The 17,391-nt window shown below is 59.6% G+C and carries 10 protein-coding genes and 2 pseudogenes; 10 read left to right on the top strand and 2 right to left on the bottom strand.

Annotation, left to right across the window (positions count from 1 at the left end; translation table 11 throughout):
- The first annotated feature begins 28 nt into the window (after positions 1-28).
- The 5 genes from AB4N76_RS00335 (at position 29) to AB4N76_RS00315 (ending at position 8,541) form a co-directional block, all read left to right on the top strand.
- Positions 29-289, top strand: coding sequence for a YeaC family protein (locus AB4N76_RS00335; protein WP_046032129.1), 261 nt, complete (start codon positions 29-31; stop codon positions 287-289).
- Positions 286-1,116: a DUF2797 domain-containing protein gene (locus AB4N76_RS00330; protein ID WP_046032130.1), complete on the top strand. Its 831-nt coding sequence runs from the start codon at positions 286-288 to the stop codon at positions 1,114-1,116. Before AB4N76_RS00335 ends, AB4N76_RS00330 begins: the two co-directional genes overlap by 4 nt.
- A 10-nt stretch (positions 1,117-1,126) precedes the next feature.
- A complete protein-coding gene (pepN, locus tag AB4N76_RS00325) occupies positions 1,127-3,784 on the top strand; it encodes an aminopeptidase N (RefSeq protein ID WP_046032131.1) in 2,658 nt (885 codons plus the stop codon).
- Between the two features lie 1,303 nt (positions 3,785-5,087).
- A complete protein-coding gene (locus AB4N76_RS00320; protein ID WP_046032133.1) occupies positions 5,088-6,140 on the top strand; it encodes a WD40/YVTN/BNR-like repeat-containing protein in 1,053 nt (350 codons plus the stop codon).
- Between the two features lie 25 nt (positions 6,141-6,165).
- A complete protein-coding gene (locus AB4N76_RS00315) occupies positions 6,166-8,541 on the top strand; it encodes an efflux RND transporter permease subunit (RefSeq protein WP_046032134.1) in 2,376 nt (791 codons plus the stop codon).
- A gap of 193 nt (positions 8,542-8,734) precedes the next feature.
- Here the strand turns inward: AB4N76_RS00315 and AB4N76_RS00310 are convergent, their stop codons facing one another.
- Together AB4N76_RS00310 and AB4N76_RS00305 are read right to left on the bottom strand one after the other, a co-directional pair.
- Positions 8,735-9,454, bottom strand: coding sequence for a FadR/GntR family transcriptional regulator (locus AB4N76_RS00310; protein WP_109786535.1), 720 nt, complete (start codon positions 9,452-9,454; stop codon positions 8,735-8,737).
- A 219-nt stretch (positions 9,455-9,673) separates the two neighbouring features.
- Positions 9,674-11,409 (bottom strand): annotated as a pseudogene (locus AB4N76_RS00305) (IlvD/Edd family dehydratase).
- Between the two features lie 193 nt (positions 11,410-11,602).
- Here AB4N76_RS00305 and AB4N76_RS00300 point away from each other — a divergent pair.
- From AB4N76_RS00300 to AB4N76_RS00280, 5 genes and pseudogenes are all read left to right on the top strand, one after another.
- Positions 11,603-12,926: pseudogene (locus tag AB4N76_RS00300) on the top strand (MFS transporter).
- A gap of 144 nt (positions 12,927-13,070) precedes the next feature.
- Complete coding sequence (gene araD1, locus AB4N76_RS00295; RefSeq protein WP_046032138.1) at positions 13,071-14,063, top strand: AraD1 family protein; 993 nt, start codon at positions 13,071-13,073, stop codon at positions 14,061-14,063.
- Between the two features lie 10 nt (positions 14,064-14,073).
- Positions 14,074-15,654, top strand: coding sequence for an aldehyde dehydrogenase (NADP(+)) (locus tag AB4N76_RS00290; RefSeq protein ID WP_460163961.1), 1,581 nt, complete (start codon positions 14,074-14,076; stop codon positions 15,652-15,654).
- 198 nt (positions 15,655-15,852) lie between these two features.
- The gene (locus AB4N76_RS00285) at positions 15,853-16,146 is read left to right on the top strand and encodes a DUF5629 family protein (RefSeq protein ID WP_460163960.1); all 294 of its coding nucleotides are present in this window, start codon (positions 15,853-15,855) and stop codon (positions 16,144-16,146) included.
- Positions 16,139-17,308 carry a lactonase family protein gene (locus tag AB4N76_RS00280; RefSeq protein ID WP_109786529.1) on the top strand — a complete coding sequence of 390 codons (1,170 nt, stop codon included), beginning with the start codon at positions 16,139-16,141 and terminating at the stop codon, positions 17,306-17,308. The genes AB4N76_RS00285 and AB4N76_RS00280 overlap by 8 nt, the downstream gene beginning before the upstream one ends.
- Positions 17,309-17,391: the final 83 nt, after the last annotated feature.

Genomic DNA, 17,391 nt, shown 5'->3' with positions numbered 1-17,391 from the left:
TTACGTATTCAATCGCGCGGAGACCCTGATGTCCTCTTTTAACGAAATGATCAAAAACATCACCCCCGATATCTACCAGAGCCTGAAACTGGCGGTGGAAATCGGCAAATGGTCCGACGGTGGCAAACTCACCGCCGAACAACGCGAGCTGTCGTTGCAAGCGATGATCGCCTGGGAAATCCAGAACCTGCCCGAAGAAGAGCGGACGGGCTTCATGGGGGTGCAGGAATGCGGCTCCAAATCGATTGAAATACCCAATATTCTGTTCAAATCGGATGCCGTCCATTGATCGAGATTGGCCGTGGTGCAATCAGTAAAATGTCGGCGCGTCTTGACGGGTCCGACGTGCAGTACGCATTGCGTCTGGGTGATGTCGAGGTGCCGGTCAATCCATTGATCGGCACTACCGTGCGCCTGGAATACCTGGGGGCGATTCATTGCACCCATTGCGGACGCAAGACCAAAACCAGTTTCAGCCAAGGGTATTGCTACCCGTGCATGACCAAACTGGCGCAGTGCGACCTCTGCATCATGAGCCCGGAGCGTTGCCATTACGACGCTGGTACTTGCCGTGAGCCGGCATGGGGCGAACAGTTCTGCATGACCGATCACATCGTGTACCTGTCCAATTCGTCGGGGGTGAAAGTCGGGATTACCCGCGCTACCCAACTGCCGACCCGCTGGATCGATCAGGGCGCCCGTCAGGCGTTGCCGATCATGCGCGTGTCGACCCGTCAGCAGTCGGGGTTCGTCGAAGACCTGTTCCGCAGTCAAGTGGCGGACAAAACCAACTGGCGTGCGTTGCTCAAGGGCGAGGCGGCGTCGGCGGACCTGGCCGAGGTTCGCGATCAACTGTTTGATAGCTGCGCCGAGGGCCTGAAAACATTGCAGGAACGATTTGGCCTGCAAGCGATCCAGACCATTGCCGACGTAGAAACGCTCGAGATCCGTTATCCGGTCGAGCAGTACCCGGCCAAGATCGTCAGCTTCAACCTGGACAAGAACCCGATTGCCGAAGGCACGCTGCTGGGGGTCAAGGGCCAATACCTGATCTTCGACACTGGCGTGATCAATATTCGTAAATACACGGCTTATCAGCTCGCCGTGCATCAGTAAGGACTCCAGCATGCGCACCGAACAACCGAAGATGATTTACCTGAAAGACTATCAGGCGCCCGAGTACCTGATCGACGAGACGCACCTGACCTTCGAGTTGTTCGAGGACCACAGCCTGGTCCATGCGCAACTGGTGATGCGCCGCAATCCCGAGCGCGGCCCGGGCCTGCCGCCGCTGGTACTGGACGGCCAGCAGCTGGAACTGCTGTCGGTGACCCTGGCTGATCGCGAGCTGAGCGAAAGCGACTATCAGTTGACGGAAAATCATCTGACCCTGCACCCGACCAGCACCACCTTCACGGTCGATACCAGCGTCAAGATCCACCCGGAAACCAACACCGCGCTTGAAGGTTTGTATAAATCCAGCGGCATGTTCTGCACCCAGTGCGAAGCCGAAGGTTTCCGCAAGATCACTTATTACCTCGACCGCCCGGACGTGATGAGCAAGTTCACCACCACGGTCGTCGCCGAGCAGCATAGCTATCCGGTGCTGCTGTCCAACGGCAACCCGATTGCCAGCGGTCCCGGCGAAGACGGCCGGCACTGGGCGACCTGGGAAGACCCGTTCATGAAACCGGCGTACCTGTTCGCGCTGGTCGCCGGTGATTTGTGGTGCGTCGAAGACACCTTCACCACCATGACCGAGCGTTCCGTGGCATTGCGTATCTACGTCGAGCCGGAAAACATCGACAAGTGCCAGCACGCCATGAACAGCCTGAAGAAGTCGATGCGCTGGGATGAAGAAGTGTACGGTCGCGAGTACGACCTGGACATCTTCATGATTGTCGCGGTCAACGACTTCAATATGGGCGCCATGGAGAACAAGGGCCTCAACATCTTCAACTCCAGCGCCGTGCTGGCCCGCGCCGAAACCGCAACCGACGCCGCGCACCAGCGCGTCGAAGCCATTGTCGCCCACGAATACTTCCACAACTGGTCGGGCAACCGCGTGACCTGCCGCGACTGGTTCCAGTTGTCGCTCAAAGAAGGCTTTACCGTGTTCCGCGATGCCGGGTTCTCCTCGGACATGAACTCGGCCACGGTCAAGCGCATCCAGGACGTGGCTTACCTGCGCACGCACCAGTTCGCCGAAGACGCAGGCCCCATGGCTCACGCCGTGCGCCCGGACAGCTTCATCGAAATTTCCAACTTCTACACCCTGACCGTGTACGAAAAGGGCTCGGAAGTGGTCGGCATGATCCACACCTTGCTCGGCGCCGAAGGTTTCCGTAAGGGCAGCGACCTGTATTTCGACCGCCACGACGGCCAGGCCGTGACCTGCGACGACTTCATCAAGGCGATGGAAGACGCCAACGGTGTCGACCTGACCCAGTTCAAGCGCTGGTACAGCCAGGCCGGTACCCCGCGTCTGGTCGTTAGCGAGTCGTACGATGCGGCGGCGAAAACCTACAGCCTGACGTTCCGTCAAAGCTGCCCGGCGACCCCGGACAAGGTTGAAAAACTGCCGTTCGTGATTCCTGTGGAATTGGGCCTGCTGGACGCCAAAGGTGCGGCGATTGCCTTGCGCCTGTCCGGCGAAGCCTGCGCTCAGGGCACGTCGCGGGTGATCTCGGTGATTGAAGCCGAGCAGACCTTCACCTTCGTCGACATCGCTGAACAGCCGTTGCCTTCATTGCTGCGTGGTTTCTCGGCGCCGGTCAAACTGAGCTTCCCGTACAACCGCGATCAACTGATGTTCCTGATGCAGCATGACAGCGACGGCTTCAACCGCTGGGATGCGGGCCAGCAATTGTCGGTGCAAGTGCTGCAAGAGCTGATCGCCCAACACCAGGCCGGCGAAGCCTTGGTGCTGGATCAGCGCCTGGTGTCGGCGTTGCGCACCGTGCTGTCCGACGAGACGCTGGACCAGGCCATGGTCGCGGAAATGCTTTCGTTGCCGGGTGAGGCGTACCTGACTGAAATCAGCGAAGTGGCTGATGTCGATGCGATTCACATTGCCCGTGAGTTTGCTCGCAAGCAATTGGCTGAAGGGTTGTTCGAGGCGTTGTGGCTGCGTTATCAGGCCAATCGCGAGCTGTCGAAGAAAACGCCGTACGTGGCCGAGGCCGAGCACTTCGCTCGTCGCGCGTTGCAGAACATTGCGCTGTCGTACCTGATGTTGAGCGCTAAACCGCACGTGTTGGCGGCGACGCTTGAGCAGTTCGAGGCGAGCGATAACATGACCGAGCGCCTGACGGCGTTGGCGGTGCTGGTCAATTCGTCGTTTGAAGCAGAGAAAGCCAAGGCGCTGGCGAGTTTTGCCGAGCACTTCAAGGACAATCCGCTGGTCATGGATCAGTGGTTCAGCGTTCAGGCGGGCAGTGCGTTGCCGGGTGGTCTGGAGCGGGTGCGTCAGTTGATGCAGCATCCGGCGTTCAACATGAAGAACCCGAACAAGGTGCGGGCGCTGGTCGGTGCGTTTGCCGGGCAGAACCTGATCAACTTCCATGCGGCTGATGGTTCCGGGTATCGCTTCCTGGCGGATCTGGTGATCGAGTTGAACGGGTTTAATCCGCAGATCGCTTCCCGCCAGTTGGCGCCGCTGACTCGCTGGCGCAAGTATGACGATGCGCGTCAGGCGTTGATGAAAGGTGAGCTGGAGCGCATTCGTGCTTCGGGTCAGCTGTCCAGCGATGTGTTTGAAGTGGTCAGCAAAAGCCTGGCTTGAGGCTGGCTTTGATCCCACGGGTTCACTCGGAACCTGTGGGGCTGGCTTTTCTGCCGTGGCGGCCTTTGGGCCGACCATGTTCTTGTTCGTTGTGTACATATCCGTTGCTGCGGTAACGGCCACTTAGGGTTTCGCCCTTACGGCGACTCACTTTTTTTTTCAAACGCCAAAAAAAAGTAAGCAAAAAAGGCTCGCCCCGAGCGTCCGGCCCCTCGCTGGGGCTCGGCGTTCCTTCGCTCCGGTATCCCTCCGGGGACACTGCCCTCCGGTCGGCTTCGCTTCGACCTACATGCAGCGTGTTCGACTGCGTCGAACGGCGCTACGCGCCACTCCCCGGATGAACACCTCCACTCAGCCTCCCGAAGGGGCGGGTGGATCAAGATCAAAAGCTGCAGGCGAGCTAACGCTCGGCCTGGTGAGTGGTGAGGGGCAAGAGCGGGTGTGGGGTGTTTTGCTTTTTGTGGGAGCGGGCTTGCCCGCGATGGCGGCCTGACAGCCGACCGATCTCTTGCCGGTGTACACATTCCCTGTGGGAGCCGGGCTTGCCCGCGATGGCGACCTGCCGGCAGACCAGTCTCTAACAGACGACCCCCGGTCCAATTGTAGGAGCGAGCCTGCCCGCGATGCTTTTGGCTTTTGGCTTTTGGCTTTTGGCTTTTGGCTTTTGGCTTTGGCTTTGGCTTTGGCTTTGGCTTTGGCTTTGGCTTTGGCTTTGGCTTTGGCTTTGGCTTTGGTTTTGGCTTTTGATCTTGATCTTGATCTGCTTTTGATCTTTCGCCCCTTCGGCAGGCCGAGCGTAGGTGTTCATCAGGGGGTTAGGCGCGTAGCGCCGGTGCGGCGAAGCCGCACACATCGAGAGGAGGTCGTCGCGAAGCAGACCGTAGGCGATGCCCCCTGATGGATACCGGAGCGAGGGAACACTGAGCTTTAGCGAAGTGCCGTACGCCGGGGCGAAGCCTTTGCTTACTTTTCGGCGTCTGGAAAAGTGAGTCGCTGTAAGAGCGAAACCGCCAGAAGCCGTTACCGCAGAAACGGATATGTACTCCGAGCACTAACCAAAGAAAGGCCAATCACCCCACCTAATAGCCAATCATTCAGCCAAACCACATGTATCTCAGGTTAACAAAACATAACGTGGCGTCGATTGTCAGACCTTTCCAAACCCCGATAGGATAAGCCAGCTTCCGAAGGGGCTCTAGATTGCGCGTTTCAGGACTCAACTCCAAAACAGCCAATCGCAACAAGCTCCCTTACGGCGCCCTGAAAGGTTGAATGACCTAACAATAATAATGGGGGAAGGTCTATGAGTGAGCCTGTCATGGGTGTGGGTATCTGCCGCCCGCCGGCATTACGCAAAATCGCGTTGCTGGCTACAGCGCTCTCGCTGTTGGGCTGTGCCGTGTTGTCGGCACCAGTGCTGGCCGCCGCAGCGCCAGCATCCGATACCGTATATGCCATCGAATCGGCCAAGGCTGCCAAAAGCCTGATGCTCGATGTCGTCCACGCCGGCAAGCGCCTGGTGGCGGTCGGGGATCGTGGGCATATTTTGTATTCCGATGACCAGGGCGCGACCTGGGCTCAAGCCAAGGTGCCGACCCGCGCACTGCTGACGTCGGTGTTTTTCGTCGATGACAAACACGGTTGGGCCGTCGGTCATGACGCACAGATCCTCGCCAGCGAGGACGGCGGCGTCACCTGGACCAAGCAATTCGAAGATTTGAAACGCGAAGCGCCGTTGCTCGACGTCTGGTTCAAGGACGTCAACAGCGGCTTTGCCGTGGGCGCGTATGGCGCACTGCTGGAAACCACCGACGGCGGCAAACACTGGGAAGACGCCAGTGACCGCCTGGATAACGAAGACCAGTACCACCTCAATGGCATCGCATCTGTAAAAGATGCCGGGCTGTTCATCGTAGGCGAACAGGGCAGCATGTTCCGCTCCGCCGATTGGGGCCAGACCTGGGAAAAACTTGAAGGCCCGTACCAAGGCTCGCTGTTCGGCGTGATCGGTACGGCGCAAGCCAATACGCTGCTGGCTTACGGCCTGCGCGGCAATCTCTACCGCTCCACGGATTTCGGCAGCACCTGGGAACAGGTTGAGCTGAAAGCCGCTCGCGGCGCGCTGGAGTTCGGGTTGTCCGGCGCAACGCTGCTCGACGACGGCTCCATCGTGATCGTCGGCAACGGCGGCTCGGTGATCCGCAGCAACGACAACGGCGAAACCTTCAGCGTGTTCAACCGTCCGGATCGCATTTCCGTTTCGGCAGTCACGGCGGCGGGCAACGGTAATCTGATTCTGGCAGGACAGGGCGGCGTTCGCGCTACTTCGCCAACCGGCTCAGAGCTGGGCAAATAATAAGAAGGGCGGAGCTATGACATCCATGACAAGTCATCACCAAGACAAGGCGACGTTTCTTGAGCGCCTGATTTTCAACAACCGCCCGGCAGTGATCACGATCTGCCTGTTGGTCAGCATTTTCCTGTTCTGGCAGGCGACGCTGATCCGGCCATCCACCAGTTTCGAAAAAATGATCCCGCTGGAGCATCCCTTCATTCAAAAGATGATGGAGCACCGCAACGATCTGGCGAACCTGGGCAACACGGTACGAATTTCCGTAGAAGCCACTGACGGCGATATCTTCTCCAAGGAGTACATGGAGACCCTGCGTCAGATCAACGACGAGGTGTTCTACATTTCCGGCGTCGACCGTTCCGGCCTCAAGTCGCTGTGGAGTCCGAGCGTGCGCTGGACCGAGGTGACAGAGGAGGGCTTCGCCGGTGGTGAAGTGATCCCGCAGAGCTATAACGGGTCGCAGCAAAGCCTTGATCTGCTGCGAAACAACGTCCTCAAGTCCGGACAAGTCGGGCGTCTGGTGGCCAACGACTTCAAATCGAGCATTGTCGATATCCCGCTGCTGGAGTCCTACCCGGACCCGCAGGACCAGGGCAAGTTGCTGGCACTGGACTACCGTCAGTTCTCCCACCAGCTGGAAGAAAAGATCCGCGACAAGTTTGAAAAGCAGAACCCTAACGTGCAGGTCCACATCGTCGGTTTCGCCAAGAAAGTCGGCGATCTGATCGATGGCCTGGTCATGGTGGTGATGTTCTTTGGCGTTGCCTTCATCATCACGCTGATCCTGCTCTACTGGTTCACCAACTGCATGCGCAGCACCGTGGCGGTACTCAGTACCACGCTGGTGGCGGTGGTCTGGCAGCTTGGGTTGATGCACTTCTTCGGCTTCGGGCTTGACCCGTATTCGATGTTGGTGCCGTTCCTGATCTTCGCCATCGGTATTTCCCACGGCGTACAGAAGATCAACGGTATCGCCTTGCAATCCAGCGAGGCCGACAACGCGTTGACCGCTGCACGACGTACTTTCCGTCAACTGTTCCTGCCGGGGATGATCGCGATTCTTGCGGATGCGGTGGGTTTCATCACGCTGCTGATTATCGATATTGGCGTGATTCGTGAGCTGGCCATCGGTGCGTCGATCGGCGTGGCGGTGATCGTGTTTACCAACCTGATCCTGCTGCCGGTGGCGATTTCCTATGTCGGCATCAGCAAGCGCGCCGTTGAACGTAGCAAGAAAGACGCCCACCGCGAGCATCCGTTCTGGCGCCTGCTGTCGAACTTTGCCAGCCCGAAAGTTGCGCCGGTGTCCATCGTGCTGGCCTTGCTGGCCTTTGGTGGCGGCCTCTGGTACAGCCAGAACCTGAAAATCGGTGACCTCGATCAGGGCGCACCTGAACTGCGTCCGGATTCGCGCTACAACAAGGACAACAACTTCATCATCAGCAACTACTCCACCAGTTCCGACGTGTTGGTGGTGATGGTCAAGACCAAGGCTGAAGGCTGCTCACGCTACGAAGCCATGAGGCCCATCGACGAGCTGATGTGGAAGATGCAGAACACCGAGGGCGTGCAGTCGGCGATCTCTCTGGTGACCGTGTCCAAGCAGATGATCAAGGGCATGAACGAGGGCAACCTGAAATGGGAAACCCTGTCGCGTAACCCGGACGTGTTGAACAACTCCATCGCCCGTGCCGATGGTCTGTACAACAACAGCTGCTCCCTGGCACCGGTGCTGGTGTTCCTCAACGATCACAAGGCGGCCACCCTTGATCGCGCCGTCCATGCAGTGCAGGACTTCGCCAAGGAGAACAACAAGGACGGCCTGGAATTCATCCTCGCCGCCGGTAACGCAGGGATCGAAGCGGCCACCAACGAGGTGATCAAGGAGTCCGAGCTGACCATCCTGATCCTCGTCTACATCTGCGTTGCGACCATGTGCATGATCACCTTCCGCTCGTGGGCGGCGACCTTGTGCATCGTCTTGCCTCTGGTGTTGACGTCGGTACTCGGCAACGCCCTGATGGCCTTCATGGGCATCGGCGTGAAAGTCGCGACCCTGCCGGTGGTGGCGCTGGGTGTGGGGATTGGCGTGGACTACGGCATCTACATCTACAGCCGCCTGGAAAGTTTCCTGCGTGCTGGCCTGCCGTTGCAGGAAGCCTATTACCAGACGCTCAAGTCCACCGGTAAAGCTGTGCTGTTCACCGGTTTGTGCCTGGCCATCGGTGTGTGCACCTGGATCTTCTCGGCCATCAAGTTCCAGGCTGACATGGGCCTGATGCTGACCTTCATGCTGCTCTGGAACATGTTCGGTGCGCTGTGGCTGCTACCTGCGCTGGCCCGTTTCCTGATCAAACCGGAGAAACTGGCCGGGCAGAAGGGCAACTCGCTGTTCGCTCACTGATCCTTGCCTGAAATAAAAAAGCCGCAACCTTGGTTGCGGCTTTTTTCATCCCGAATTCAACACTAAACCCTGTAGGAGCAGAGCTTGCTCGCGATGGCGGTAGAACATTCAACATCTATGTTGACTGACACTCCGACATCGCGAGCAAGCTCTGCTCCTACAGGGATTTCTCCAACAGTTGGAATGTGTTGGGTCAGTTGGGATCGCTACCCAAGACCACATTCAACGCACTACGCGCATCATCGAGCTGCACCAGCGTCGCGTGCCGTGCGCCGAGCGCATCGCGATTCTCGATGGCGGTGAGGATTGCCTTGTGCCGGGGCAGCGCCAGTTCATGCAGGTTCGGCCGCTGGTTGGAATGCTTCAACGCTTCGGCAATCGCCACTGACAGCATGTTGCACAGGTTGGCCAACAGATCGTTGTGGGTGGCGTCGGCGATTCGGCTGTGGAAATCCAGATCGGGTTGCAGCAGTGCTTCCGGAGTCGGGGCGGCTTCCATGCGTTGGTAGGCTTCACCGATGGAGGCGATGTCCGCATCGGTCGCGAACTGCGCGGCGAGGGCAGCTGCAGCGGGTTCGATGATGGCGCGAACACTGGTCAGCAGGTCGAAAAATTGATTCTGCGGGCTGCTCTGCATCAGCCAATGCAGCACGTCGGGGTCGAGCATGTGCCAGTCTTTGCGCGGCTTGACCACAGTGCCGACGCGTGGACGCGAATACACCAGGCCTTTGGCGACCAATACCCGGGTGGCCTCTCGCAGTACCGGGCGGCTGACCGCGTACTCCTCACACAGCAGGGCTTCGGCGGGCAGTTTGTCGTCCGGTTTGAAGCGCCCGGAAACGATCTGCATGCCCAGCTCCTGGACAATGCGCGAGTGCATGCTTTTACGGTCGGAGGGTTTGCGGTAATCCATGGGGAACGGCGCGATCCTGTGCGATGGAGGTGTCGCGCATGATAACAGGCACCACGGGCATTCATCAGATCAGAAGTCAGCGAATGCCTTGTTCATGATCGTTCCAACGCTCCGCGTGGGAATGCCGCTCGTGACGCTCTGCGTCACTTGTTTCAGGGGGACGCGGAGCGTCCCTTGAGGCGTTCCCACGCAGAGCGCGGGAACGATCGGTCGGGTGGGTCAGTGAGAATGGCGCGGCACTTCAGCCCGCGGCAGCCCACCAGGAAGTCAAAGTCGCAACCCTGATCCGCCTGCAGCACATGGTCGATGTACAACTGACGATATCCGCCAAGGATCATCTGTTGCGGTGGTTGCAGGTCGGCCATGCGCGCCGCCAGTTCGGCGTCCGGAATGTCCAGGTGCAGACGGCCGCTGGCGCAGTCCAGTTCGATCCAGTCGCCTTCTTTCACCGCGGCCAATGGTCCGCCAGCGGCCGCTTCTGGCGCGACGTGCAGCACCACGGTGCCATACGCGGTGCCACTCATGCGCGCATCGGAAATACGCACCATGTCCGTCACGCCCTGGGCCAGTAACTTGGCCGGCAAGCCCATGTTGCCGACTTCGGCCATGCCCGGATAACCCTTGGGTCCGCAGTTTTTCATGACCAGAATCGAGTTGGCGTCGACGTCGAGTTCCGGATCGTTGATCCGTGCCTTGTACATGTCGAAGTTTTCAAACACCACTGCGCGCCCACGATGTTGCATCAATTGCGGCGTGGCGGCGGACGGCTTGAGCACTGCGCCCAGGGGGGCCAGGTTGCCGCGCAAGACACAGATGCCGCCGTCGGCGCGGATCGGGTTGTCGAGGGTGCGGATCACTTCATCCTGACCATAAATAGGCGCGTCCTTGGTGTTCTCGCCGAGGGTCTTGCCGTTGACGGTCAAGGCGTTCGGGTTGGGAATCAGGTTCGCTTCGCTCAGGCGACGCAGCACGGCGGGCAAGCCACCGGCGTAGTAGAACTCTTCCATCAGGAAGCGCCCGGACGGTTGCAGGTCGACAATGGTCGGCATGCCACGACCGATGCGGGTCCAGTCATCCAGGTCCAGTTGCACGCCAATACGGCCGGCAATGGCTTTCAAATGGATCACCGCGTTGGTGGAACCACCGATTGCCGCGTTGACACGGATGGCGTTTTCGAAGGCTTCCTTGGTGAGGATTTTCGACAGCTTCAAGTCTTCGCGGACCATCTCCACCGCGCGCATGCCGGACATGTGCGCCAGTACATAGCGGCGTGAGTCGACCGCCGGAATGGCTGCGTTGTGGGGCAGGGACGTGCCCAGTGCTTCGGCCATGCACGCCATGGTGGAGGCCGTGCCCATGGTGTTGCAGGTGCCGGCCGATCGGGACATGCCGCCCTCGGCCGCGAGGAAATCGTCGAGGGTGATGGTGCCGGCCTTGACCTGCTCGCTGAGCTGCCAGACCACAGTGCCCGAGCCGATGTCCTGACCCTTGTGCTTGCCATTGAGCATCGGTCCGCCAGTGACGACGATGGCTGGCACGTCGCAACTGGCTGCGCCCATCAGCAGGGCCGGGGTGGTTTTGTCGCAACCGGTCAGCAGCACCACGCCATCAATCGGGTTGCCGCGAATGGCTTCTTCGACGTCCATGCTCGTGAGGTTACGGGTGAACATGGCGGTAGGGCGCAGGTTGGATTCGCCGTTGGAGAACACCGGGAATTCCACTGGAAAGCCCCCGGCTTCGATCACCCCGCGTTTGACGTGCTCCGCAATCTGACGGAAGTGCGCGTTGCACGGGGTCAGTTCCGACCAGGTGTTGCAGATGCCGATAATCGGCTTACCTTGGAATTGGTGGTCGGCGATGCCCTGATTCTTCATCCAGCTGCGGTACATGAAGCCGTTCTTGTCGGCGGTGCCAAACCATTGGGCGGAGCGCAGGGTGGGTTTCTTATCAGGCATGATCGATTCTCTTATTGTATGACTATATGGTTCTGGGTGAGGCGTAACATAAGCTCTAATTCGTCGATTTGGAAGTGTTGTTGGGTAATTAGTATTACTATATAGTCGTTTTCAACGGAGGGATGGTCCTGGCGATTTTTGGCGAGAGGCGTCCCGCGAGGTTCTATAACAACAACAATCGGAGACCGATCTCATGAGCCAGGAACTGCGGCTTATCCGCCGCATCACGCTGAAACTGATTCCCTTCCTGATCCTGCTGTACCTGATCGCCTATGTGGATCGCTCCGCAGTGGGGTTTGCCAAGTTGCACATGGGCGCCGACATTGGCCTCGGTGATGCCGCTTACGGTCTGGGTGCCGGGTTGTTTTTCATCGGCTACTTCCTGCTGGAAATTCCCAGCAACCTGATGCTCGACCGTTTCGGCGCGCGACGCTGGTTTGCGCGGATCATGGTCACCTGGGGCGCCATCACCATCGGCATGGCGTTCGTCCAGGGGCCGAACAGCTTCTATGTGATGCGCTTTCTGCTCGGTGCGGCGGAAGCCGGGTTCTTTCCGGGTGTTCTGTACTACATCACTCAGTGGTTCCCGATTCGCCATCGCGGCAAAATCCTCGGCCTGTTCATCCTTTCCCAACCGATCGCAATGATGGTCACCGGCCCGGTGTCCGGCGGTTTGCTGGGCATGGACGGCACGCTCGGTTTGCACGGCTGGCAGTGGTTGTTCATCGTCATTGGCACGCCGGCGATCCTGCTGACCTGGCCGGTGCTGCGTTACCTGCCTGATGGCCCGCAGCAAGTGAAATGGATGGACCAGGCCGAGAAGGACTGGCTCGCCGGCGAGCTGAAAAAAGACCTTGAGGAATACGGCCAGACCCGCCACGGCAACCCGTTGCATGCGCTCAAAGACAAGCGAGTCTTGCTGCTGGCGCTGTTTTATCTGCCGGTGACGTTGAGCATCTATGGCCTGGGCCTGTGGTTGCCGACCTTGATCAAGCAGTTTGGCGGCAGCGACCTGGTCACCGGTTTCGTTTCGGCGGTGCCGTACATCTTCGGGATCGTCGGCCTGCTGATCATTCCGCGCAGTTCCGACCGTTTGAATGATCGCTACGGACATCTGGCCGTCTTGTGTGTGCTGGGTGCCATCGGCCTGTTCCTCAGCGCCTGGCTGACCGTGCCGGTGCTGCAACTGGCGGCCCTGTGCCTGGTGGCGTTTGCGCTGTTTTCCTGCACGGCGGTGTTCTGGACCTTGCTCTGGGCGTTTCTTTGCCGGCGCCAGCGCGGCGGCCGGTATCGCCCTGATCAACTCGGTGGGCAACCTCGGCGGTTACATCGGTCCGTTCGTGATCGGTGCGCTCAAGGAGTACACCGGCAACCTCGCGTCGGGGCTGTATTTCCTGTCCTGCGTGATGGTGTTCGGGTTGGTGCTGACCGGCGTGGTCTATCGGTTGCTGGAGCGCAAGCATGTGCTGCCGGCTGATCAGTTTGCCGCCAGTGCGCGCGGCGCAACCCGTTCCTGACACAAAACCTGTAGGAGCAGAGCTTGCTCGCGATGGCGGCAGAACATTCAGCATCGATGTCATCTGTCAGGCCCCAATCGCGAGCAAGCTTTGCTCCTACAGGGGGTTAGCGGTGTTTTGAAGAATTGTTTACAGGAGAAAACCATGCGTTTGGTTCAGTTCGAATTGAGTAACGGCGAGCGTCGCGTCGGCGTCGTCGAGGGCGGTCTGGTGCGTGAAGTGCAGGATGCGCACACAGTCCGCGACCTGGCGTTGGCAGCAATTGAGGCGGGCACTGATCTGGCGCAACAGGTGAAAGTCCTCGGCCTGGGCATCAGCCACGACTACGCCGAGTTGCTGGCCACGTTGCGTATCCTGCCGCCACTGGATCACCCGGACGCGGCACACATGCTGGTCAGCGGTACGGGCCTGACCCACTTGGGCAGCGCTTCGGCCCGGGACAAGATGCATCAACACGCCGGTGACGAAGCGGCCATGACCGACACCATGCGCATCTTCAAATGGGGCGTGGAAGGCGGAAAACCGCAAGCAGGGCAGGCCGGTGTGCAACCTGAATGGTTCTACAAGGGCGACGGCAGCATCGTCGTTCGGCCGGGCAAGCCGTTCCCGCTGCCGCCCTTCGCCGAAGACGCGGGCGAAGAGCCGGAACTCGCCGGCCTCTACGTCATCGGCCACGATGGCAAGCCTTATCGCCTTGGGTTTGCGGTCGGTAACGAGTTCTCCGATCACGTTATGGAGCGAAAAAATTACCTGTACCTGGCGCACTCCAAATTGCGCAGTTGCAGTTATGGTCCGGAACTTCGCGTCGGTGATTTGCCGCCACACTTGGCCGGCACCAGCCGCATCCTGCGTGACGGTGAAGTGCTGTGGCAGAACGAGTTTCTCAGCGGCGAAGCCAACATGTGCCATAGCCTGGAAAACCTTGAGTACCACCATTTCAAATACAGCCAGTTCCTGCGCCCGGGGGACGTGCACATTCATTTCTTCGGCACCGCGACGCTGTCGTTTGCCGATGGCATCCGCACCCGACCGGGTGATGTATTCGAAATCAGCCAGGCCGAATTCGGCGCACCGCTGATCAACGGCATTGCGCCGGTTGAAGCGGCATTTGAACCCGGCACCGTTGGCAGCCTTTAAGGAGATCCGTATGACCCAGATCCTTGGTCACAACTACATCGGCGGTCTGCGCAGTGCGACGGGCACCGTCAAACTCCAGAGCGTCGACGCCACCACGGGCGAGGCCTTGCCTCATGAGTTTTATCAGGCCACCGAGCAAGAAGTTGACGCCGCCGCCACGGCTGCCGGCGCCGCGTATCCGGTCTTTCGCAGCTTGAGTGCCGAGCGACGGGCGCAGTTTCTTGACGCCATCGCCGATGAACTCGATGCCCTCGGCGATGACTTTGTCGCCGTGGTCTGTCGCGAAACCGCGTTGCCCGCCGGACGAATCCAGGGTGAACGCGGTCGCACCAGTGGCCAGATGCGTTTGTTCGCCAAGGTGCTGCGCCGTGGTGATTTTTACGCTGCGCGAATCGACAAGGCGTTGCCCGAGCGCACACCGTTGCCTCGCCCGGACCTGCGCCAATACCGCATCGGCGTCGGCCCGGTCGCGGTGTTTGGTGCCAGCAACTTTCCCCTGGCGTTTTCGACGGCCGGCGGCGACACCGCCTCGGCCCTGGCGGCGGGTTGCCCGGTGGTGTTCAAGGCGCATGGCGGTCACATGGCCACCGCCGAATGGGTGGCTGACGCGATCCTGCGCGCCGCGGAAAAAACCGGCATGCCGGCCGGTGTGTTCAACATGATCTACGGGGGCGGGGTCGGCGCAGCGCTGGTCAAGCATCCGGTGATTCAAGCGGTGGGCTTTACCGGCTCGCTGAAGGGCGGTCGCGCCTTGTGCGACATGGCCGCCGCGCGTGCGCAACCCATCCCGGTATTCGCCGAGATGTCGAGCATCAACCCGGTGATCGTTTTGCCACAGGCGCTGGAAGCCCGGGCGCAAACCATCGCCCGTGACCTGACGGCATCGGTGGTTCAAGGCTGTGGTCAGTTCTGTACCAATCCGGGGCTGGTGATCGGCATTCGTTCGCCGCAGTTCAGTGCGTTCGTGCAGCAAGTTGCCTGGATGATCAACGATCAGCCGGCGCAAACCATGCTCAATGCCGGAACCTTGAGCAGCTATGGCCAGGGTCTGGAAAAACTTAACGCTCACCCCGGTATCACCCATCTGGCGGGCAGCTCGCAACAGGGCAAGCAAGCTCAGCCACAACTGTTCAAGGCTGACGCCAGCCTGTTGATCAGCGGCGACGAAGTCTTGCAGGAAGAAGTGTTCGGCCCGACCACGGTGGTGGTGGAAGTGGCTGATCAGGCGCAACTCAACACAGCGCTGAAGGGGCTCCATGGGCAACTGACGGCGACGATCATTGGCGACCCGGCGGACTTTGAACAGTTCGGCGAGTTGACGGCGCTGCTGGAGCAAAAGGTCGGACGGATTCTGCTCAACGGTTATCCGACCGGTGTGGAAGTCTGCGATGCGATGGTCCACGGCGGGCCGTACCCGGCAACGTCGGATGCGCGCGGCACGTCGGTGGGCACCTTGGCGATCGACCGTTTTCTGCGCCCGGTGTGCTTCCAGAACTACCCGGACAGCCTGTTGCCGGAGCCGCTGAAGAATGGCAATCCGCTGCGTATCCAGCGGTTGGTGGATGGGCAACCGTCCCGGGAAGCGCTGTAGCTGATCGTTCCCCCTGTGGGAGCGGGCTTGCCCGCGATGGCGGACTGACAGCCAGCATTGATGTTGAATGTTAAATCGTAATCGCGGGCAAGCCCGCTCCCACATTTGTTCTGTGTTGAGCCGGCGTTTTGCGGTCGGCACTGGGCTGCCCGCGCTTTGAGCTATCATTGCGTTTTTCCCATTTAAAGATTGATTGCCATGACTGCCGTAACCGACACCTTGCTTGAAACCCTCGAACACTGCGACATGGTGGAAATCGACGGGTTGCACGCATTCGAATTTGCCCTCTATGAAGACGACAACCTGCACATCGAATGCATGGACGGCCGAGCGGCCAAGCATTGGGAGTTCACTCCGGCGCAGGTTCAGGCGGCAACCTTCGATCCGACCCTGCAAAGCTGGGTGATCACTGGCGATTCCGGCGAGCACCGCCTGGTGTGCTTGACCGCTATTGGTGGTCATGACGACGATGATGAGCTGGAGGATGCGTAATCTCTGGCCCCTGTTGATGGCCGGCAGTATCGGCGCAATGGGCGTTCAGGTTGCGTCGGCCGACAACCTTCAGTTGCTGGTCGGTTCCTACACGGCCGGGCAGAGCCAGGGGATTTATCGCCTGAACTTCGACAGCTCGACCGGGCAGATCAACGCCCGGCCACTGCAAGTGGTCAACAGCGAAAACCCTTCGTGGCTGACCCTGGCCAAGGATCAGCGTCACCTGTTCGTGGTCAACGAAAACGGCCCGGGGCAGAAAGACCCGGTCGGGCGCGTCAGCAGTTTTGTGATCGATCCCAAGACCCATGCGCTGAGCCTGATCAATCAGGTGCAAAGCCTGGGCAATGAGCCGACGCATTCAAGCCTCAGCGGTGATGCCAGTCATTTGTTTGTCAGCAACTACTCGGTAGCTGAAGATCCAGGCGGCACGCTCGCGGTGTTGCCGGTGGGCGCTGATGGCACGCTGAAACCGGTGGTGCAGATGAGCAGTCATCCCGCGAGTCGGGTCAATCCCGAGCGGCAGCTGTCGGCGCACGTGCATTCGACCGTCTCCTCGCCGGACGGCCATTACGTGTTCTCCAATGACCTGGGGGCAGACAAGGTCTTTGTTTACCGCTTCGACCCCAAAGCCAATCCGGACCTGCCATTAACGCCTGCAACGCCTGCGTTCGTGCCGTTGCCGCCGGGCAGTGGGCCGCGTCATTTGCTGTTCAGTGCCGATGGCAAGCACGCTTGGCTGACCATGGAGATGAGTGCGCAGGTGGCCGTGTTTGATTACAAGGACGGCACACTTGAGCAAACACAAATGATCGACCTGGCGGCCGGCCAGCCTGTGTCCGATAAAGCAGCCGCGGCGCTGCATGCTTCGGCGGATGGCAAATTCCTCTATGTCAGCAACCGTGGCACCGCCAATCAGCTGCTGGTATTCGCCATCGACCCTGCGACCGGCCACCTGAAGGAACTGCAACGTCGCTCAGTGGAAGGTGATCATCCGCGTGAGTTCAGCCTCGATCCCAGTGGCCATTTCGTGTTGATTGCCAATCAGAAGAGCAACCAGATTGTCGTCGTCGAACGCGATGCCAAGACCGGTTTGCTGGGTAAAACCGTGCAGAAATTGCCGATGGACGCACCCAGCGATCTCAAGTTCCTGCTGCGTCAATAGGCCGCAGGCCCCGGTTCAAGGGGCCTGCATCCTTCTATTAATGCTGCTGATATCTGCTAATGCTACAAAGCATTTCAAGATGC

Source organism: Pseudomonas sp. S2_F03 (assembly GCF_054668335.1).
This window is presented reverse-complemented; position numbering and strand designations above follow the sequence as displayed.

Coding starts and splice junctions, on each gene's coding strand:
- AB4N76_RS00335 (WP_046032129.1), top strand. CDS start 29: ATGTCCTCTTTTAACGAAATGATCAAAAACATCACCCCCGATATCTAC.
- pepN (WP_046032131.1), top strand. CDS start 1,127: ATGCGCACCGAACAACCGAAGATGATTTACCTGAAAGACTATCAGGCG.
- AB4N76_RS00320 (WP_046032133.1), top strand. CDS start 5,088: ATGAGTGAGCCTGTCATGGGTGTGGGTATCTGCCGCCCGCCGGCATTA.
- AB4N76_RS00315 (WP_046032134.1), top strand. CDS start 6,166: ATGACAAGTCATCACCAAGACAAGGCGACGTTTCTTGAGCGCCTGATT.
- AB4N76_RS00310 (WP_109786535.1), bottom strand. CDS start 9,454: ATGGATTACCGCAAACCCTCCGACCGTAAAAGCATGCACTCGCGCATT.
- araD1 (WP_046032138.1), top strand. CDS start 13,071: ATGCGTTTGGTTCAGTTCGAATTGAGTAACGGCGAGCGTCGCGTCGGC.
- AB4N76_RS00290 (WP_460163961.1), top strand. CDS start 14,074: ATGACCCAGATCCTTGGTCACAACTACATCGGCGGTCTGCGCAGTGCG.
- AB4N76_RS00285 (WP_460163960.1), top strand. CDS start 15,853: ATGACTGCCGTAACCGACACCTTGCTTGAAACCCTCGAACACTGCGAC.
- AB4N76_RS00280 (WP_109786529.1), top strand. CDS start 16,139: ATGCGTAATCTCTGGCCCCTGTTGATGGCCGGCAGTATCGGCGCAATG.